Consider the following 18,300-nt stretch of genomic DNA (forward strand, 5'->3'; position numbering starts at 1 on the left):
CGGTCAAACCGTTTGCCTGTGGCCCCCCTGCGACTCCCCCGCCCCGGCGGGCCAGCACACGCATAATTGGGGTGCACCCGCCGTGGGGGCTGATAAATTGCGCTGAAATCAAGCGGGGTGGGATTTGAAGGCCCCGGCAGGAATGGGACGTGGGACAGGCATGACGATTGTGACGAAGCGAGTTTTTGCGGCGCTCTGGCTGCTTTTGGCAACACTCATGGGCGGCGCGGCCACGGCCCAAAGCACCGTATGGGTCCAGATCGAGGCGCAGCCCACGCTGGCCGAGGCCGAGGCACGGGCGCGGGCCTATTCCGCCGCCTTCCCCAATACGGCAGGCTTTCGGATGCGCTCGGGCTGGTATGCCATCGCGCTGGGGCCCTATGCCGCGAGCGATGGCAACCGCGAACTTGCCGCGCTGAAGCGCGAGCGCCTCATCCCCTCCGACAGCTTCATCGCCTTCCCCAACCAGTTTCGCCAGCAATTCTGGCCCGTAGGCGCCAACACCCTGAACGACCCGGCCCCCGCCGCCCAACCCGAGGCCAGCGCCGAACCTGCCACTGAACTGGAGTCCGCAGCCGAAGCGGTGGTCGAGGCCACGCCAGAGCCTGAACCGGTAATCCCCGATGAAACCCCCGCCGAGGCCCGCCGCTCCGAGCGTGCGCTCAGCCGCGATGAGCGCGCCGAGCTTCAGGTTGCCCTGCAATGGGAAGGTTTCTACCTCGGTGCCATCGACGCAGCCTTCGGCCCCGGCACCCGCCGGTCGATGGCCGAATACCAGTCTGCCAAGGGCTATGAGCCCACCGGCGTGCTTACCACCGCGCAGCGCCGCGAGCTGGTGGAGGGTTACCGCGCCGAGTTTGCCGCCCTCGGCATGGCCCCGCTTGCCGACAGTCGCGCGGGCATCGAGATGACAGCCCCCCTCGGCCTCGTCGCCTTCGATCATATCGAGCCGCCCTTCGTGCACTACGCGCCCGCCAATGATCGCGGCGTGCGCCTTTTGCTGATCTCGCAAACCGGCGACCAAACCACGCTCTTCGGTCTCTATGACATCATGCAAACCCTCACCATCGTGCCACAAGAGGGTGAGCGCAGCCGCTCTGAGCGCAGCTTTGTGCTCACCGGGCAGAACGACGATCTGCACAGCTATACCTACGCCCGGCTCGATGGCGGCGCGGTCAAAGGCTTCACGCTGACGTGGAAGCCCGCCGACGCCAAGATCATGAACGCCGTGGTCAAGGAAATGCGCGAGAGCTTCACCCCCACCGCATCAATCCTGCCCGACAGCGCCGGTTCTGGTGCCCAAGAGCAGCGCATTGATCTGCTCGCCGGGCTCGAAATCCGCAGCCCCGAGATGTCGCGCTCCGGCTTCTACGTCGATGGCTCCGGCGCGGTGCTGACCACCACCGAAGTGCTCGGCCAATGCGGCCGCGTCACGCTGGACGAAAGCTACGAGGCCGATATCGCCGCGCGTGATGACACTCTTGGCCTCGCCCTGCTCACCCCGCGCCAGCCTCTCGCACCGCAGGCCCACGCCCGCTTTGCGCCCTCCACGCCCCGGCTGAAGTCCGAGGTGGCCGTTGCGGGCTACAGCTACGAAGAGGTGCTGGGCCTGCCCACCGTCACCTTCGGCACCTTGGCCGACCTGCGCGGCCTCGGCGGCGAGGCCGGCATGCAGCGGCTGGAGCTGTCCACCCTGCCCGGCGATGCTGGCGGCCCGGTGCTCGACCAGTCCGGCGCAGTGCTTGGCATGTTGCTGGCCCGCTCGCAAGACGGCAGCCGCCAGCTTCCCGACAACGTGCAATTCGCAATCGACGTGCCCTCCATCGCCGACTTCCTCACCACCGCCGGGCTGGATGCAACGCCCTCCAGCGCGGCCACCGCGCTGGCCCCGGAAGATCTGACAACCCTCGCCGAGGGCATGACAGTTCTGGTCAGCTGCTGGGAATGATTGGTCGGGGCGCACCCACCATCCGCGACACCCGTAGGGTGGGCAATCTGCCCACCTTACCCTGACGCGCCGCGCCTTACGCCCGCCAGAAGTTCACCGTGAACAGCGCGTAAACTGCCAGAACCTCGAGCCGCCCCACCAGCATCCCGCCCGCCAGCAGCCACTTGGCCGTGTCATTCAACGTGCTGAAGTTCCCTGCCGGCCCGATGGTATCGCCCAGACCGGGGCCGATATTGGCAATCGCCGTCGCCGCGCCGGAAACCGAGGTGGTAAAATCCAGCCCGGTGAAGCTCAGCATCACCGCCAGCGCCCCAAGCGACACCGTGAACAGCACGAAGAAGCTCATCACCGAGCTCAGCACATCCTCCCCGATGGGCCGCCCGTCATAGCGCGGTGTGAAGATGCCCGAAGGCGAGTGAATGGTGCGGATCTGGCTGCGGATCGAGGCGAAGAGCAACTGGTAGCGGAAGATCTTCACCGAGCAGGCCGTCGAGCCCGCGCAGCCGCCGATGAGGCCGATGAAGAAGAACATGATCACCAAAAATCCGCCCCACTGCATGTAATCCACAGAGGCATAGCCCGTGCCCGACATGATCGAGGTGATGTTGAAGAGCCCCTCCCGCATCGCCTGCTCCCAGTGATGCGGAAAGATCGAGGTCAGGATCAGCGAGGTGATCAGCACAAGGATCGCGATGATGGCAAGGAAGGTGCGCACCTGCGTGTCGCGCCACAGCGGCGTGGCATTGCCATGCACCAGTTGCACGTAGCGCACAAAGGGCAAGGCCGCGAGGATCATGAAGATCGAGGCGGCATATTCCGGCGCGCCCGAGAAGGTGCCGAAACTGGCATCATAGTTGGAAAAGCCCCCCGTCGAGACGGTGGTCAGCGCATGCACCAGCGCATCAAACCCGCTCATCCCGAGGAACAGGTAAGTCATCATGCAAGCGAAGGTGATGGCAATGTAGATCACCGAGATCTGCGCCGCGATCTGCGTGGCCCTCGGCAAAATCTTCCCCATCGTCTCAAAGGCTTCCGAGCGGAAAATCTGCATCCCGCCCACCTTCAGCTCGGGCAGGAACACCATCGCAACCACGATAATCCCGATCCCGCCGAGCCATTGCAGAATGCCCCGCCAAAGCAGGATTCCCTTCGGCAGGTCGTCGAGCCCACTAAACACCGTCGAGCCGGTCGTCGTCAGGCCCGACATCGCCTCAAAGAAGGCATCCACCGCCCGCGCCTCGGTCGCCCCGAAAACAAAGGGAATCGCCGCAAAGAACGGCAGCGCCACCCAGACCAGCGTCGTCAGCAAAAAGGTCTGGCGCAGCGTCAGCCCCTCGCTCACCCCATTGGCACAGGCCAGCGCAATGAGCCCGCCCGACAGCATGGTGATGATCCCGCTTTCAAGGAACACCGGCCACTGCGCGTTGGCCTCATAGATATCCACCGCCATGGGCAGCAGCATCATGGCGCCTAGAATTGCGGTGAGAAGGCCGATGACATAACCGACCGGGCGAACGTCCAACATGAGGTGAACGGTTGGCGTGAGCCGCGCAGACTGTCAAGCGCTCCCCCGGCCCATCACCGCAAAACAAGGCGCTCCACTCCGGCACGCGCGGACCGCATGAACGATGACGTCTCACCCAAAGGGCATGACTGGCCCCGCCACTCCGGCAGCCGCCTACCCCATCCGCTCCGAGCGATAGCCGCCCGGCGAGGCCGGGAACACCACCGTCTTGGTCCCGTTCATCAGCACCCGGTGGTGAATGTACGCGTGGATCGCGCGGGCAAACACCTGCGCCTCCACATCCCGGCCAAGGCTCACATAATCCTCGCCGCTCTGGGCATGGGTCACGCGCACCGTGTCCTGCTCGATGATCGGCCCTTCATCCAGATCGGCGGTCACAAAATGCGCCGTCGCCCCAATCAGCTTCACCCCGCGCTCAAACGCCTGCTTGTAGGGGTTCGCGCCCTTGAAGCTGGGCAGGAAGGAATGGTGGATGTTGATGATCCGCCCCGCCATCTTCTGGCACATCGCGTCAGACAGCACCTGCATGTAACGCGCCAGCACGATCAGCTCCGCCCCGGTGTCCTCGACCACATCCATGATCCGCAGCTCGGCCTGCGGCTTGTTCTCCTTCGTCACCCGGATGTGGTGGAATGGGATGTCATGGTTCACCACCACCTTCTGGTAGTCGAGGTGGTTGGAGATCACCGCCACGATCTCCACCGGCAGCGCCCCGATCCGCCAGCGATAGAGCAGGTCGTTCAGGCAATGCCCGAAGCGGGAGACCATGATGATCACCTTCATCTTCTGCGCATCGTCGTGAATTGCCCAGTCCATCGAGAAGGGCCCCGCCACCGCGCCGAAGGCCTCGCGCAGCGCCTCCAGCGGCGCGCCCTCCTCGGAGTTGAAGCTGGTCCGCATGAAGAAGTTCCCGGTCCCCGGGTCGTCAAACTGCGCCGAGTCGGTGATGTTGCAGCCCTTCTCGGCGAGAAAGCCGGAGATTGCGGCAACGATGCCCCGCGTGGAGGGGCAGGTGACGGTAAGGGTGTAGCGGCTCATGGCTAGGTGGTCCTGCGCGTTAAGGTCTCGTGTTGCTCCGATGCCCTATCAGGGGGCGGACCCCCGTCAACTCCTCCACGCAGGCAAACGGCGTTGTGGCCGCAGAATAACCGCCCCCAAAGCGCGGGATTGCCACAATACGACACATGGTGTTCCTATAAGGAACTGTTGCGGAGGAACGGGTGGTGCCACTGGTCGATAGCGAGCGCGTCAAGGCGGGCCCGGGATGCGACCCGATGGCAGGGCGTATCGCCTTCGAGCCGCTCAAAGCCGCATGGTGGGCCGCGCACGGCCTTGGCGGCCTCGCCGCGCTGTTGTTTTTCCCGAGCTGGGGTGGATTCGCCGTCTTCATCCTGCTGACCGGCCTCACCATCTGCGCTGGCCATTCCGTCGGCATGCATCGCCTGCTCATCCACCGCGCCTTCTCCACGCCGCTCTGGCTGGAGCGCCTGCTTGTCTGGCTCGGCACGCTCGTTGGCATGGCTGGGCCGATGGGCATGATCCGCGCCCATGACATGCGCGACTGGCACCAGCGCCAAGCCAGCTGCCCGCCCCATCCCTCGCATGACGCAGGCTTCTTCCGCGATGCCTACTGGCAACTGATGTGCAGCTACCGCCTGAAGCACCCGCCCCGGCTGGAGATCGAGCCCGAAGTCGCCCGCGACCCGGTCTATCGCTTCATCGAACGCACATGGATGGCCCAGCAACTCCCCCTCGCCGTCCTGCTCTTTCTGATCGGCGGTTGGTCTTGGCTGCTCTGGGGCATCTGCCTGCGCGTCTGGGTGTCGCTGACGATGCACTGGATGGTGGGCCACTACTGCCACCGATCAGGCCACCAGGGCTGGCACATCGCGGGCCTGCCGGTGCAGGGCTACAACCTCCCCGGCTGGTCGCTCGTCACCTTCGGAGAAAACTGGCACGGCAACCACCACGCCTTCCCCCATTCCGCCCGCCTTGGCGTTGAAAAGGGCCAGCTCGACCCCGGCTACTGGTTCATCCGAACGCTGGAAGCCCTCGGCCTCGCCACTGGCGTCAAACTTCCCGCCAGCGAGCCCCCGCGTGACGGCCTGACACCCATCGCAACCCCGTAGGGTGGGCAATCTGCCCACCGCCCCGACGACGGCTCATCAGCGCCTCGCCTGACGGCGCAGCCCCTCATCGCAGCCGCTACCCGCCATGCACCAGCGTGGTGAACAGTTTCGGGTCAAGGCTCTGCGCCGCAAAGGTCGGCCCCTCCGTCAGCACCGCCACCGCATCATGGGAGTGCAGGCTCTCCTGATGGCTTGCCACGATCCTGAAATCCCCCACCCGAGGCTCCGCTTGCAAGGCCTCGCAGAAACTCCGCGCCGCATCCTCCACAAAGATCGGGTTCGCCGCGTTCAACTCCGCAAAGGCCTGCTCGTCCTCGCGCTTCACCATCACCTGCGTCTCGGTCGGCACCGCGCTCCGGCACAGTTCCACCAAGTCCTCAAACCACAGCCGCTGCCCCGGCAGGCACTCCACCGAGATCCGCGCCACCGAGCGTTGCGAGTGTGGCGTCGCCAGCTGCCCGCGCGCCCGGCGGGCATGTTCTGAAAGCTCCAGCGAACAGGGGCATGTGCTGGAATAAACGAAATCCAGATGCATCAGCTTCTTGCGCCGCCCGCCCGCGTCCACCACCTCCATCGCAATGTCATAATACTGGTAGCCGGTCAGCCCGCTGCGCAGCGAGTCCACCTTCATCGGGAAGGAAAACCGCATCTGGATGCGGGCATCGAAGCTCTCCAGATCCCCCTTGTAGGCCTCCAGCGTCTCCTCCACCACGTCGAGCGAAAACACCTCCTCGGCGCGGGCATAGAAGGTCCGCATGATGCGAGACATGTTGATGCCCTTCTTCTCCGCCTCAAGGCTCACCGTGCCCGTCACCGACGTTTCCAGCGTGATGTCCCCGCCATCCCGCCGGTGAAACCGGATCGGCAGGCGGAAGTTGGAAATCCCCACATGCTCAATATGCTGCCGCGCCCCCCGGATCAGGCTGCTTGGCCCGTTCTGCAAATCCGGCAACCCGGCCTTATAGGCCTCGTCCACCTTGAACTCTTCGGGATAGGCCCGCGCGAGGGCAGGGTAATTCGGCAGCGGCGCATCGGGCAAAAGCCGCGCGATCGCAGGATCGAGCGCAGCCACCTCCTCAGGCGTTGCCTTTTCAGCCCAGCGGCGCAGCACGTCCAGCGCGGCGCGGGCCTCCTCATCGGTCGTCTCGCCCAGCGCGGCGGCAAGGATGTTCATGGCAATTTCCCCCTTTCACACGGGTGCGGGCCACCGCCTGCATATGGGGCATATACCCCGCCTTGCAAGCTATCCTTAAGCCGCGGGCGACCATTCGGGGGGCGATTCAGCCGTTTTGCTGCCCCCGATGTCACATCTAGGCGGGCTGTCTCGTCATCAAGGTATCGACCCCTTCACACAGGAAAACCCAATGACGCCCAGAGTTGATATCACCACCGCCGCACCCAAGCTGATGACGGAATGGCTGAAGCTTTCCAACACCGTCGAGGCCGCCGGGCTGGATCCCGCACTCTGCGAGTTGGTCAAGCTGCGCGCCTCCCAGATCAACGGCTGTGCCAACTGCCTGAACATGCACAGCTTCGCGGCCAGCGGTCAGGGCGAAACCCCGCAGCGCCTGCACCTGCTGCCCGCATGGGAAGATGCACCCTGCTACACCCCGCGCGAACGCGCCGCCCTTGCCTGGACAGACCATCTGACGCAGGTTTCCACCCGTCGCGCGCCCAAGGCGGTGTACGCCGCGCTGGCCGCAGAGTTCGACCCCGCAGAACAGGTGACCCTGACCATGCTGATCAACGTCATCAACGGCTGGAACCGCCTCGCCATCGGCTTTGACCAGTTCGTGCCCGAATATGGCTGGACATGAGCGCGCCATGAGCGACACCGGCGCAGAACGCTTCGCCGCCGAGCGGCCCGCCTTGCTGCGGGTCGCCTATCGGATGCTCGGCACAATGAGCGATGCCGAGGACGTGGTGCAGGAGGCTTGGCTGCGTTGGTCGACAACAGACAGGGCGGCGGTGCGTGTGCCCGCCGCCTTCCTGCGCCGCACCGTTACCCGGCTCTGCCTCGATCACCTCAAGTCTGCCCGCGTTCGGCGCGAGACCTACCCCGGTGAATGGCTGCCCGAGCCGGTGCTGGAAGAGGAGCCGGTTGAAGATGTCACCCTGCCCCTGATGATCGCGCTTGAACGACTTTCCCCCCGCGAGCGGGCGGCCTTTCTGCTGCACGATGTCTTCGGCGAGAGCTTCGAGCAGATCGCCACCGCGCTTGAAAGCAGCCCCGCCGCCTGCCGCAAACTGGCCAGCCGCGCGCGCGCCAACGTGCGGGCCGAACGGGTGCGCTTTCAGGTCGAAGAGGCGCGCGGGCTCGAAATCGCCCGCGCTTTCTTCGACGCCGCACAGGGCGAAGGTGTGCATACCCTCGCCACCCTGCTGGCCGAAGATGTCCGCCTGCATGCCGATGGCGGCGGCAAACGCGCGGCGCTCTGGCGCGTGCTGATGGGGCGCGACGAGGTGGCCGATGCCTTCGCCCGCTTCCACCGCGCCCGGCGCGGCCCCTCGCAGTTGATCCGCTTTGGCTACATCAACGGCCTGCCCGGTGTTCTGACACGCGAGCCGGACGGCGAGCTGCAAACCACCGCGCTGCTGATCGACAATGGCGCAGTCCGCGCAATCTACGTGGTGCGCAACCCCGACAAGCTGCGCCATCTCTCGGCGCAGGCCTCTGCTGGCGACGCGTGATCCGCAGTCTGGATCGGCTTGGGCCGGGGAGCGGCCGGGGCCGTGTCACGGCTGAAGTGCACGTCGCCATAGCGCGCGCCACTGGCGGGCCAAAGGGAAAGGTGGCGGAAGTCGGATGTGGGAACAGGGGCGGTCATCGGCCCTCTCCTCTCGTAATGTGGAAACGCTTGGTGACCTGGCCGGTCAGGCCATCTCCAGCGCCCGCATCACATCCGCCACAAGGTCGTCCGCATCCTCGATCCCGAGCGACAGCCGCACCAGCCCCGGGCTGATCCCCAGCGTGGCCTTCTTCTCGTCCGAAAGCCGCTGGTGGGTGGTCGTTGCCGGGTGGGTGATGATGCTCTTGGCATCGCCAAGGTTGTTGGAGATCACCACGATCTCAAGCGCGTCCAGCACCCGAAACGCCGCCTCCTTGCCGCCCTTGATCTCGAAAGAAACCACCGTCCCCGGCTTCTCCATCTGCGCCAGTGCAAGGTTGTGCTGCGGATGATCCGGCAGGCCCGGATAGAGCACCGCACTCACCTTCTCGTGCCCGACCAGCGCCTTGGCGACGGTCTCGGCATTCTCCGCCTGCGCCCGACAGCGCAGATCAAGCGTTTCCAGCCCCTTCAGCAACACCCAAGCGTTGAACGGGCTCATCGCCCCGCCGGTGTGCTTGAGATAGGGCTCCAGCGTCTTGCGGATAAACTCCTGCGTGCCCAGCACCACGCCGCCCAGCACCCGGCCCTGCCCGTCAATATGCTTGGTGGCCGAATAAACGATCACATCCGCGCCCAGCTCTCGGCTGCGTTGAAAGACCGGCGTAGCAAAGACGTTGTCCACCACCACCAGCGCACCCACCGCGTGGGCCAGTTCGCTGACGCCGCGAATGTCGATCACCTCCAGCGTCGGGTTGGAGAGCGCCTCGAAAAACACCAGCTTGGTGTCGGGGCGGATCGCCGCCTTCCACGCCGCCAGATCGGTACCATCGACAAATTCGACCTCCACACCATAGCGGGTGAGCACTTCCGACAGAATGTATTCACAAGAGCCAAACAGCGCCCGGCTGCTCACCACGTGGTCGCCGGCCTTCAACGGCGCACAGAGCGCCGCGTTCACCGCCGCCATGCCGCTTGCGGTAGCAAAGGCATCCTCGGTGCCCTCCAGCATCGCAATCCGCTCTTCAAACATCCGCACCGTCGGGTTGCCGTAGCGGGCATAGATAAACTCATCCTCGCCCAACGCCTCGAAGCGATCCTGCGCCTGCTGCGCGGTGTCGTAAACAAAGCCCTGCGTGAGAAAAATCGCCTCGCTCACCTCGCCATACTGCGAGCGCCGCGTGCCGCCATGAACAAGCTTGGTGCGTGTCTTGCGTTCAGACATGATTGGCCTCCTTCGCCAATAAAAAAAGCCCTCACCGCTGCCAAGCGACGAGGGATTTCCTCTGCCTGACCTCTTTAGCGGAAGTGTTTAGAGTGGCCCGCAATCCGGTGAACAAATCGCCACTTGTGGGGGTGAATTACGCCCGGCGGCTGCCTCGGTCAATCCCCTTTGCAGCGGAGATCCGCCACTTCCGGGGCCGCCATCGCGACGGATACTCCCGCCTGCTGCGTGCAACCTGCACCACCAACAGGAGAGAAATCCATGAACCGAGCAGTCACCACCCTCTTCATCGCAGTCCTCACCATCGCCACCGCCCCAGCCGCCTTTTCCGCGCCGCGCGGGCAAGAATGCGAAAGGGGTGCGCGGCATAACGCATGTGCCCAACCCCGAAAAGGTGAGGCCCGCAAAGAGGGCAACGCGAGGGCGCAACACAACGAGCATCGCACCCGCCACGAGCGCAAAATCATAAAGACGCGCGGCCACGCCCTCAGCAAGACCCACGCCAGGCGCCTGCCCAAACCACCGCGCGGGCAGGAATATCGCGTGATCGACAACCGCGTCGTGCGCATCGACAGTGAAACGCTCCAAACCGTCGCCGTGTTGGGGTTGCTGCAATCGCTGCTTAACTAGCGCCGCCCCGGAGGCCGCCGCTCTCCTCTGGCGCGGCCTCCGGCTCCACGGCCCCGCGCCGCGCCAGCAGCCGCGCCACGAGAAAGCAGGCCATTGCCCATGCCGCCCCGGCCAGCCATCCGGCGAGCACATCCGTGGGCCAGTGAACGCCAAGATACACCCGGCTCACCCCCACCATGGCCGACATCACAACCGCCAGCGTGAGGATATAGGCCTTCAACACCCGGCCCGGCATCACCCGCGCCACCAATGCGCCCAGCGTCAGATAGGTGACAGCGGCCATCATCGAATGGCCCGAAGGGAAGGACGAAGTGATCACCTCGACACCATGAGGCACAAGGTCGGGGCGCGGGCGGTCAAACAGCAGCTTGGCCCCGTGCGACAGCAAAATGCCCCCGCCCACCGATGCGATCAGAAAGGCCACCATCCCCCACGACCGGCGGATCACGAAAAAGCCCGCAACGGCGGCGGTGAAGAGGCTCAGCACCAGCGCGCCGCCCAGCGCCGTCAGGTCGCGGCCCATCACCTCAACCCAGCCGGGGCCGATCGGGTCGGCAAGGTCGCCGGGTGTGCGCAGCGCCAGCAGGATGGTTTCGTCAAGGCTGCGGGTCTCGCCTTCCAGCACCTCATCGGCCAACTCGCCAAAGGCCCACAGCCCGCCCACCACCAGCGCCAGCACCACCAGCGTGCGCAACTCCACGTTCCGTTTTGCCCAATCGGTCAGGCGGCGCCCTGCTGTCATGTCAATTGCCATACGGCCCAACGCCCGGCCCGCCCCTGCGTTCCCGTGGCCCGGCGCAACCCCTGCCCCACTGTCACAGCACTGTAACCCAGCCTTAACGCGGGCGTAGTAAAACGCAGGCATCCAACCCCCAGATGTTGTGGCCCCAGTCGCAGTGGGAAGGCCCCGATGCCCCTGACACATGCCAATGCCGATGGTGACCGTCTGGCCGATCCGGCCGGTACCGTGGCCCGCCTGCGCTCGGCACTGGAAGAGGCCGCGCCAAACGCCCCCATCGCCGTGCTGGTGCACGGCTTCCAATATTCCCCTCATGACCCGGCCCATAGCCCGCACCATTCTCTCTATGGCCTGAGCGAGGCGCATGGCTGGCCCGCGCGGCTCGGCCACGGCGCGGCTGATGCCCCGATCTGCCTCGGCTTCGGCTGGGAAAGTCGCGGCTCGATCTGGGGGGCCTACCACCGGGCGCCCCGCGCAGGCCGGGCACTGGCGGAGCTCGTCGACCTTGCCGCCAACCTCGCCCCAGAGCGGCGCATCACCCTCGTCGCCCACTCCCTTGGCGCCCGCGTCGCGCTGCAAGCGCTGCCCCACCTCGCACCCGGCGCCGCGCGGCGGGCGATCCTGCTGGCGGCAGCCGAATATCGTCACCGCGCCGAAGCCGCCGCCGATTGCCCTGCGGGCCACGCGGCCGACTTCCTCAATGTGACCTCGGCGCAAAACCTGCCCTTCGACCTCCTGCTCGAATACGCCTTCGCCCCCACCCGCCCCGGCCGCCACGCTATGGGGCGCGGCATGGGCCACCTGCCCGGCTGGAGCGATCTGCGCCTCACTTGCCCAGCCACCCGCACCACCCTCGCGCGGCTCGGCCACCCCGTCGCGGCCCCGATCCGCCGCATCTGCCACGGCTCCACCTATCTCGCCCCCGGGGTCTTCTCACTCTACCGCGCCGCCCTCACCGACGCCTCACTGCTGCCCCGCCTCAACGCCGCCCTGCCCGCGCCCACGCCCCGCCGCCTCACGGCAAATCTCGCCCGCCTCGCCGCTTTGGCCTTGCCACTGGGAAATCGCACGCCATCCTGACCCCTGACCAATTCAGGAGAAACACATGGCCCCGATCGACCTGTACTACTGGCCCACCCCCAATGGCTGGAAAGTTTCCATCGCGCTCGAAGAGATGGGCCTGCCCTACGAAACCCACCTGATCAACATCGGCGCGGGCGACCAGTTCAAACCCGAGTTCCTCGCCATCTCCCCCAACAACCGCATGCCCGCCATCGTCGACCATGACGGCCCCGGCGACCAGCCGATCTCGGTTTTTGAAAGCGCCGCGATCCTGATGTATCTCGCCCGCAAGACCGGCAGCTTCTACGGCACCACCGAACGCGAGCGCATCGCCGTCGAAGAATGGCTGATGTGGCAAATGGGCGGCCTCGGCCCGATGGCCGGGCAAGCCCACCACTTCCTGAAATACGCCCCCTCGATGGAGCCCCCCAACGACCTGCCCTACGCCAAGGACCGCTACCGCAACGAAGTGAACCGCCTCCACGGCGTGCTCGACAAGCGGCTGGCGCAAAACGAATATGTCGCCGGCTCCAACTACTCCATCGCCGACATGGCCATCTGGCCCTGGGCGATCCTCTGGGAAGGCCAGCAACAGGACATCTCCGACAAGCCCCACTTCTCCCGCTGGCTCGACCTCGTGGGCAGCCGCGAAGCAGTGCAAAAGGGTAAGGCACTGGCAGAGGACAAGCGCGCCAGCCTGCAAGGCAACAAGGACGCCCAGAAGGTGCTGTTCGGCAAGCGGGAGTAAGGCAGGGCCACCCGGTCCTGAAGCTTAGCTCCGATCCAGTTGCAGCCTTTCGCTGGCGCGGAACCTAGGCCTAAGGCCGCCCCAATCGCGGAGCGGCCCGTCTCGTCCAGCTATTCTGCCTTACTCGCCAATCGGCGAAAGCAGCTCCGGTTGCACCACGAGGTTGCGCACCCCATGGGCGTGATCTTCGTCAAAGGGGTTGCCCGCAAGCCAGCGTTCCACGCTGCGAATGTCCACCTTCGCCACCTTCGGGCGCACGCTCCAGCTCACCTGAAAGGGCGAACCCTCCTCGTTATAGCTCGGCCCCGTGGTGGACCCGGCATAGGCCACCGGCGTTCCGGTCGTCTCAAGAATCCCCGGGGCCTGATGCTTCCCGCCCCGCTCCCGCACGGCGGCCAGCTCGGTAAAGTCCAGCGCTGCCGGATCGTTCACCAGCACAAACACCTGCGCCTCAACCCGCAGCTTCGGAATCGCCGCGCCGTCTTCAAGGCAAGCGCCCAGCGTCGGCCCCGGCGTGACATTGGCGGTGGAAAACACGTAATGCACCTCGATCGTGTCGCCCGGCACCAGCCCGCCATGCCCCTTGTCGGCAATCTCGGCAGACAGCGGGGCAAGCTCGGCGTCACTCAGCGCGCCGTCATAAACAAACCCTGAGCGATAGCCCTTGCCATCGCCATTGCCCCGAAACTTGCGAAACTCGCCGCCCCGGTGCTCGGCGCTCTCGTGAAAGTGGATGTTGCACAGGTTCATCTCGGCAAAATCCGGCGCCTTGGGAAAGGTCACCTTGTTCGTCCCGGCCACCGCGTCAATGTCGCGCGGCGATTGCGGCCCAAAGGCCTCGGCCTCGAAATCCGCCATCAGCATCCGGCGCTGGCGGTCGATATAGCGGTCGGCCACCTCCAGCGTCGGGCGCGGCGGTGCGCCCGCTGCCGCAAGCGACACCCGCGGCGTAACCTCTGCGGTGTAGCCACAGGCGGTCATAGCGGCAAACCCCGCAATCGCACCTGCGGTGATCATGATGTGTGTGGCCTTCGGCATGTGGTGTCCCTTCCGCCTCCGTCGCGCGTCTCTGCATTGCCCGGCCACGCCCGGCACGGGGCCGGGCCGCTGGCGGCTTGCTGCAGTGCGTGACGGGCAAGTTGAACTTCGCTTTGGCGGAAATGCGGCAATTAGATGCAAATTGCACACGTATGCCGTGTGCCAGCGAATGTGCGCGGCACGGATATGCCGGGCCGAAGCCCGCGTGAAACCGGCAATGGCCCGAGGCAAGCAGGCCAAAGGCCCCACCGCCCCAGCACGGGCCTCAGCCCACGACCACTTCCCAAATCAGCTTCAGCGACACCACCCCCAGCGCCACCTCCACCAGCAGGTAAAACACCTTTTCCGGCAGCCACCGCGCCACCCGCGAGCCGCTCCACGCCCCCGCCAGCGCAAAGGGCGCCAGCCACACGGCCTCCCCCATGCTCGCCCCGGTGATCTGCCCGGCCATCACGTAGGGCGGCACCTTCAGCAGGTTGACCACCGAGAAAAAGATCGTGACGGTCCCGAGGTACACCATCTTGTCCAGCTTCTGCGGCAGCACATAGGCCTGAAACGGCGGCCCACCCGCGTGGCTGATATAGCTGGTGAACCCCGCTAGGGTGCCCCAGATCACCCCGCGCGGCACATCGGCGTCCCGCGGCGCAGGCGCGGTGCGGGCAAAGCGCCCCCTGACCGAGCCGACGAGGTAGTAAATCCCGATCCCCGCCACCAGCAGCTTGATCGCATCCCCCGGCACCACCGTCACCGCAAAGAAAGCGGCGACGATGCCCGCCAAGGCCCCCGGCAGCATGATCTTCAGGATCCGCGCAGAGAACGCCTTGCGAAAGAGGTAAACCGCGTACCAATCCGCCACGATATAAAGCGGCAGCAGCAGCCCCGCCGCCATCGCCGGGTCCATGAAGAGCGACATCAAGGGCACCGAGAGCATCGCCAGCATCGGCACCCCGCCCTTCGACAGCCCCATCATGAAGGCCGCCAACGCAGCCACGATCCAGAAGTCCATGCCCCTCCCCTAAAGGCTCCGCAGCTCAAGCCCCGACCCGGGCCGCCATATCGATCCGACCAAGCCACTCCGGACAATTTGATTAAAATTGCCCATTTTCTTGCTCCAAATACTCCCCGCCGGAGGCCTCAAATCTCTTTGGGCGCTCCCTTGCCGCAGGCGCGAAAACCTATTCGCTCTTTTCCGTCCCGTATTTCTCGATCAGCGGATATTGCGCCATCATGAACACGAAGAGCGCCGCCGGCAGGCCAAAGGTCTTCGCCGTCACCCAAACCCCGCTCGAAAGCGCAAAGGCAATCACCGCATTGGCCACCGCCAGCGCGAGGAAGAACCAGGCAAACCGCTTGGTCAAAATCATCCACCCCGCATCGCTCATCGGCAGCAGCCCCTCCATCAGGCGGGCAAGATAGCTCTGCCCCCGCATCAGCCCAATCGCCAGTATCCCCGCAAAAAGCGCGTAGAGGATCGTCGGTTTCAGCTTCAAGAACAGGTCGTTATCCAGCACCACCGTCAGCCCGCCCATGAAGATCACCAGCACCAGCGTCATCACCTGCATCCGGCTCAAGCTCCCGGTCAGCGCCCAGAGCGCGCCCATGCAGATCACCATAGCGACGACAAACCAGAAGGTGATGTAGGTAAAGGTCTTCACCTCATGGCCGAACAGCACGTAGCTCTCCGCCTTCAGCATGAAGAACGCCACGAAGAAGCCCATCACCGGGCCAAACTCCAGCGCCGTTTTCACCCAGCCGGGCACCTGTTTCTCTGCCATGTCGCTCTCCGCTCTAACCTGCCATCTCAACTATCACCGCACCGGCGGCGATCAAGGCCATAAGGGCCAAACGCCGCGGTCCCACCCGCTCGCCCAGCAGCAGCCACCCGATCAGCGCGGCAAAGACGGTGGAGGTTTCGCGCAACACCGCCGCCTCCCCCACCTTGTCGAGCCGGGTGGCCAGCATGATCGCCCCGAAGGAGAAGAAGGCCACCACGCCGCCAATCATCCCCCGCGCCATGAGCGGCCCCAACGTCGGGCGCTCCGCCATGGTCCTGTAGCGCACCAGCGCCACCCAGGGCGCAAACCCCAGCCCGTCGATCATGAAGAACCACGCCAAAAAGGTGAACGGGTCGGCGGTCGCGCGAATGCCATAGGCGTCATAGGTGGTGTAAAGCGCCACGAAGAGCCCCGTCAGCACGGCAAAGCCGAGAGCGGCCACCATGGTGTCACGCTGCAAGGTGACGGTCCGCAGGTTGTAGGCCGCCAGCCCGTAGATCCCCGCCAGCAGCACCGCCACCCCGGCCCATTGCCCTGCTGTGAAATGCTCGCCAAAGATGATCCCCGCCCCGATCACCGCAAACAGCGGCCCCGTGCCCCGCACCACCGGATAGACCACCGTGTAAGCCCCCCGGGTGTAGGTCATCGCCTGCGCAATCTTGTAGCCGACATGGATCACGAAGGCCCCGGCAAAGATCGCCCACATATGCGGCTCAGGCCATGGCACCACGAAAAGCGCAAAGGGCGCGGCCATTATCCCGTAGCAAAAATCAATCGCCCCGCGAGACATCCAAGGATCGTGCCGTCCCTTCTGCAAAGCGCCGAAAACCGCGTGTAAAAACGCCGCCATCAAGGCAAGGCCCAGCGCCGCCACATGCCCCGCCTCGGTGCCTTCCAGAGAGGTGATCCAAGAACTCATGCTGACGGCATATATTCACCGCTCGCGATGGTCCAGCACCCGCGTAGGGTGGGCAATCTGCCCACCACCCCGGCACCCGCCTATCGCCCAGCCGCCAACCGCTTCTCCAACCGCCGCAGCGCCAGCGAGAGCGTCACCGTCATCACGAGGTAAAGCAGCGCCACCACGTTATAGGTCTCGAAATACCGGAAATTCCCCGCCGACGTGACCTTCCCCAACTGGGTGATATCCGTCACCCCCAGCACCGATACGAGGCTGGAATCCTTGATCATCGCGATGAAGTCATTGCCCAGCGGCGGCAGGATCGTGCGCAGCGCCTGTGGCAGCCGCACCAGCCGAAACCGCTGCCAGGGCGACAGCCCCAAAGCCTCCGCCGCCTCGATCTGCCCCTCGTCAACCGATAGCAATCCGGCCCGGAACACCTCGGCAATAAAGGCCGAATAGCCGATCGACAGCGCGATGATCGCCCGCCAGAGCAGCGAAAAATCCCGCGTCCGTATCCCCTCGGCGCCAAGGCCCTGCAGCACCCAGTTCACCGCCCAAACCAGCGCCGGAGCCACCACAAAGGCCACGTAGAGCAACAGCACCAGTATCGGCACGCCCCGGACGATTTCGGTGTAGAGCCGCGCCACCTGTCGCAACACCATCCAGCGCGAAAGCGAGGCCACCGCCACCAGCAGGCCGATCAGCGTGGCCAGCGTGAACCCCACCAATGTCACGAAAACCGTGATGCCGACGCCCTTCATCAGCGTCTCCAGCACGTCCGAATAAAGCTCGTCCGCGATGACCCGCCCAAACAGCACCGCCCCCGTGGCGGCAAGGATCACCAGCCACCACGGAAAGTCGTTTTCGCCGGGCCGCTCCCTCACTCGCCGAGCTTGGTGTCGAGAAACCACTTCTTGTTCAGCGCATCCAGCGTGCCATCCGCCTGCATCGAGGCAATTGCGGCATTGATCGGCGCCACAAGGTCAGACCCTTTAGGAAAGATGAAGCCAAAGTCCTCGGTCCCCAGCTTCTCGCCCACGATCTTCAGCGCCCCATCCGAGGCCGCCACATAGCCCTCGCCTGCCGTGCCATCGGTCAGCACAAGGTCCACGTCCCCGGCACGCAGCGCCTGCACCCCCGCACCGAAGGTCTCAAACAGCTTCACCCGCGGGTTCGCCTCATCGCCATCCAGCACATCGTAAACCGCCACATAAAACGGCGTCGTCCCCGGCTGGGCCGCCACCAGCAGATCGTCATCGGCGGCAAACCCCGCCGCATCGCTAAAGCGCTCCTCGTCCCCCCGCACCAGCATCACCATCTCGCTGCGCATGTAAGCGTCGGAAAAATCCACCATCTCCTTGCGATCATCCCGAATGGTGATCCCCGTCATCCCGAGGTCATACTGCCCTTCCGAAACTGCCGGTATCATCGCATCCCAGCTGATGTTCTCGTAAGTCACGCTCATGTTGATCCGGGCGGCGATCTCCGCCATCGCGTCATACTCCCAGCCCACGGCCTCGCCATCGGCCATGTACTGCAGCGGCGGATAAGCGTTTTCGGTCACAACGGTAATTTCGCGGCCCTCAAGGTCGGGCAAATCCTGCGCGACCACCGGGGTCACGAAGAGCGAGGCAAAAACGGCGGCGGCGGCGTATTTCATCAGATCGACTCCCACTGAGGTTCGCTCAAACCTTAGCGCAAACGCAAACCTGCGCAACGCAGGCCCGGAACCTCCGGGGCCAAGCCCGA

Annotated in this window: 18 protein-coding genes and 1 riboswitch; of the genes, 7 read left to right on the forward strand and 11 right to left on the reverse strand. The window is 65.1% G+C overall.

Annotation, left to right across the window (positions count from 1 at the left end; all coding sequences use genetic code 11):
* The first annotated feature begins 160 nt into the window (after positions 1-160).
* Positions 161-1,948: a serine protease gene (locus FHY55_RS14730; RefSeq protein WP_140014915.1), complete on the forward strand. Its 1,788-nt coding sequence runs from the start codon at positions 161-163 to the stop codon at positions 1,946-1,948.
* 76 nt (positions 1,949-2,024) lie between these two features.
* Here FHY55_RS14730 and FHY55_RS14735 read toward each other — a convergent pair whose 3' ends face one another.
* Positions 2,025-3,473 (reverse strand): TrkH family potassium uptake protein, encoded by a 1,449-nt coding sequence (locus FHY55_RS14735; RefSeq protein WP_140014916.1) that lies wholly within the window; start codon positions 3,471-3,473, stop codon positions 2,025-2,027.
* 153 nt (positions 3,474-3,626) lie between these two features.
* Complete coding sequence (purU, locus tag FHY55_RS14740; RefSeq protein WP_140014917.1) at positions 3,627-4,511, reverse strand: formyltetrahydrofolate deformylase; 885 nt, start codon at positions 4,509-4,511, stop codon at positions 3,627-3,629.
* A 185-nt stretch (positions 4,512-4,696) separates the two neighbouring features.
* Between purU and FHY55_RS14745 the strand changes: the two genes are divergently transcribed.
* On the forward strand, positions 4,697-5,602 hold the full coding sequence (locus FHY55_RS14745; protein ID WP_254695326.1) for a fatty acid desaturase: 906 nt from the start codon (positions 4,697-4,699) through the stop codon (positions 5,600-5,602).
* Positions 5,603-5,678: 76 nt separating this feature from the next.
* Here FHY55_RS14745 and folE2 read toward each other — a convergent pair whose 3' ends face one another.
* A complete protein-coding gene (folE2, locus tag FHY55_RS14750) occupies positions 5,679-6,776 on the reverse strand; it encodes a GTP cyclohydrolase FolE2 (protein ID WP_140014919.1) in 1,098 nt (365 codons plus the stop codon).
* A 190-nt stretch (positions 6,777-6,966) separates the two neighbouring features.
* Here folE2 and FHY55_RS14755 point away from each other — a divergent pair, with 190 nt between their 5' ends.
* Together FHY55_RS14755 and sigJ are read left to right on the forward strand one after the other, a co-directional pair.
* On the forward strand, positions 6,967-7,419 hold the full coding sequence (locus FHY55_RS14755) for a carboxymuconolactone decarboxylase family protein (protein ID WP_140014920.1): 453 nt from the start codon (positions 6,967-6,969) through the stop codon (positions 7,417-7,419).
* 7 nt (positions 7,420-7,426) lie between these two features.
* Positions 7,427-8,293, forward strand: a complete 867-nt coding sequence (gene sigJ, locus FHY55_RS14760; RefSeq protein ID WP_140014921.1) for an RNA polymerase sigma factor SigJ — start codon at positions 7,427-7,429, stop codon at positions 8,291-8,293.
* Between the two features lie 183 nt (positions 8,294-8,476).
* Here the strand turns inward: sigJ and metZ are convergent, their stop codons facing one another.
* Complete coding sequence (gene metZ / locus FHY55_RS14765) at positions 8,477-9,655, reverse strand: O-succinylhomoserine sulfhydrylase (RefSeq protein WP_140014922.1); 1,179 nt, start codon at positions 9,653-9,655, stop codon at positions 8,477-8,479.
* Positions 9,656-9,708: 53 nt separating this feature from the next.
* Positions 9,709-9,788: riboswitch (SAM riboswitch) on the reverse strand.
* A gap of 128 nt (positions 9,789-9,916) precedes the next feature.
* Here metZ and FHY55_RS14770 point away from each other — a divergent pair.
* A complete protein-coding gene (locus tag FHY55_RS14770) occupies positions 9,917-10,285 on the forward strand; it encodes an RcnB family protein (RefSeq protein ID WP_140014923.1) in 369 nt (122 codons plus the stop codon).
* On the opposite strand, the gene FHY55_RS14775 is transcribed toward FHY55_RS14770, so the two are convergent.
* Positions 10,278-11,027 carry a phosphatase PAP2 family protein gene (locus FHY55_RS14775; protein ID WP_140014924.1) on the reverse strand — a complete coding sequence of 250 codons (750 nt, stop codon included), beginning with the start codon at positions 11,025-11,027 and terminating at the stop codon, positions 10,278-10,280. The genes FHY55_RS14770 and FHY55_RS14775 overlap by 8 nt on opposite strands.
* A gap of 168 nt (positions 11,028-11,195) precedes the next feature.
* Here FHY55_RS14775 and FHY55_RS14780 point away from each other — a divergent pair, with 168 nt between their 5' ends.
* Together FHY55_RS14780 and FHY55_RS14785 are read left to right on the forward strand one after the other, a co-directional pair.
* Positions 11,196-12,104: an alpha/beta hydrolase gene (locus FHY55_RS14780; protein ID WP_140014925.1), complete on the forward strand. Its 909-nt coding sequence runs from the start codon at positions 11,196-11,198 to the stop codon at positions 12,102-12,104.
* 25 nt (positions 12,105-12,129) lie between these two features.
* Positions 12,130-12,834, forward strand: coding sequence for a glutathione S-transferase N-terminal domain-containing protein (locus FHY55_RS14785; protein WP_140014926.1), 705 nt, complete (start codon positions 12,130-12,132; stop codon positions 12,832-12,834).
* A gap of 120 nt (positions 12,835-12,954) precedes the next feature.
* Here FHY55_RS14785 and FHY55_RS14790 read toward each other — a convergent pair whose 3' ends face one another.
* From FHY55_RS14790 to FHY55_RS14815, 6 genes are all read right to left on the reverse strand, one after another.
* Complete coding sequence (locus FHY55_RS14790; RefSeq protein WP_254695327.1) at positions 12,955-13,872, reverse strand: delta-class carbonic anhydrase; 918 nt, start codon at positions 13,870-13,872, stop codon at positions 12,955-12,957.
* A gap of 265 nt (positions 13,873-14,137) precedes the next feature.
* Complete coding sequence (locus FHY55_RS14795) at positions 14,138-14,878, reverse strand: sulfite exporter TauE/SafE family protein (RefSeq protein WP_140014927.1); 741 nt, start codon at positions 14,876-14,878, stop codon at positions 14,138-14,140.
* Positions 14,879-15,047: 169 nt separating this feature from the next.
* A complete protein-coding gene (locus FHY55_RS14800) occupies positions 15,048-15,647 on the reverse strand; it encodes an inner membrane-spanning protein YciB (RefSeq protein WP_140014928.1) in 600 nt (199 codons plus the stop codon).
* 13 nt (positions 15,648-15,660) lie between these two features.
* A complete protein-coding gene (locus FHY55_RS14805) occupies positions 15,661-16,566 on the reverse strand; it encodes a DMT family transporter (RefSeq protein WP_140014929.1) in 906 nt (301 codons plus the stop codon).
* Between the two features lie 80 nt (positions 16,567-16,646).
* The gene (locus FHY55_RS14810) at positions 16,647-17,435 is read right to left on the reverse strand and encodes an amino acid ABC transporter permease (protein WP_140014930.1); all 789 of its coding nucleotides are present in this window, start codon (positions 17,433-17,435) and stop codon (positions 16,647-16,649) included.
* Positions 17,432-18,211, reverse strand: a complete 780-nt coding sequence (locus FHY55_RS14815; RefSeq protein WP_140014931.1) for a transporter substrate-binding domain-containing protein — start codon at positions 18,209-18,211, stop codon at positions 17,432-17,434. The genes FHY55_RS14810 and FHY55_RS14815 overlap by 4 nt, the downstream gene beginning before the upstream one ends.
* Positions 18,212-18,300: the final 89 nt, after the last annotated feature.

Source organism: Oceanicola sp. D3, from assembly GCF_006351965.1.
Taxonomy (GTDB): Bacteria; Pseudomonadota; Alphaproteobacteria; order Rhodobacterales; family Rhodobacteraceae; genus Vannielia.

What these genes read in the sequence shown, in the direction of transcription:
- FHY55_RS14815 (WP_140014931.1), bottom strand. Translation starts at nt 18,211, where the DNA reads ATGAAATACGCCGCCGCCGCCGTTTTTGCCTCGCTCTTCGTGACCCCG.
- FHY55_RS14775 (WP_140014924.1), bottom strand. Translation starts at nt 11,027, where the DNA reads ATGACAGCAGGGCGCCGCCTGACCGATTGGGCAAAACGGAACGTGGAG.
- sigJ (WP_140014921.1), top strand. Translation starts at nt 7,427, where the DNA reads ATGAGCGACACCGGCGCAGAACGCTTCGCCGCCGAGCGGCCCGCCTTG.
- FHY55_RS14800 (WP_140014928.1), bottom strand. Translation starts at nt 15,647, where the DNA reads ATGGCAGAGAAACAGGTGCCCGGCTGGGTGAAAACGGCGCTGGAGTTT.
- FHY55_RS14795 (WP_140014927.1), bottom strand. Translation starts at nt 14,878, where the DNA reads ATGGACTTCTGGATCGTGGCTGCGTTGGCGGCCTTCATGATGGGGCTG.
- FHY55_RS14805 (WP_140014929.1), bottom strand. Translation starts at nt 16,566, where the DNA reads ATGAGTTCTTGGATCACCTCTCTGGAAGGCACCGAGGCGGGGCATGTG.
- FHY55_RS14790 (WP_254695327.1), bottom strand. Translation starts at nt 13,872, where the DNA reads ATGCCGAAGGCCACACACATCATGATCACCGCAGGTGCGATTGCGGGG.
- metZ (WP_140014922.1), bottom strand. Translation starts at nt 9,655, where the DNA reads ATGTCTGAACGCAAGACACGCACCAAGCTTGTTCATGGCGGCACGCGG.
- FHY55_RS14780 (WP_140014925.1), top strand. Translation starts at nt 11,196, where the DNA reads ATGCCCCTGACACATGCCAATGCCGATGGTGACCGTCTGGCCGATCCG.
- FHY55_RS14730 (WP_140014915.1), top strand. Translation starts at nt 161, where the DNA reads ATGACGATTGTGACGAAGCGAGTTTTTGCGGCGCTCTGGCTGCTTTTG.
- purU (WP_140014917.1), bottom strand. Translation starts at nt 4,511, where the DNA reads ATGAGCCGCTACACCCTTACCGTCACCTGCCCCTCCACGCGGGGCATC.
- FHY55_RS14785 (WP_140014926.1), top strand. Translation starts at nt 12,130, where the DNA reads ATGGCCCCGATCGACCTGTACTACTGGCCCACCCCCAATGGCTGGAAA.
- folE2 (WP_140014919.1), bottom strand. Translation starts at nt 6,776, where the DNA reads ATGAACATCCTTGCCGCCGCGCTGGGCGAGACGACCGATGAGGAGGCC.
- FHY55_RS14735 (WP_140014916.1), bottom strand. Translation starts at nt 3,473, where the DNA reads ATGTTGGACGTTCGCCCGGTCGGTTATGTCATCGGCCTTCTCACCGCA.
- FHY55_RS14755 (WP_140014920.1), top strand. Translation starts at nt 6,967, where the DNA reads ATGACGCCCAGAGTTGATATCACCACCGCCGCACCCAAGCTGATGACG.
- FHY55_RS14770 (WP_140014923.1), top strand. Translation starts at nt 9,917, where the DNA reads ATGAACCGAGCAGTCACCACCCTCTTCATCGCAGTCCTCACCATCGCC.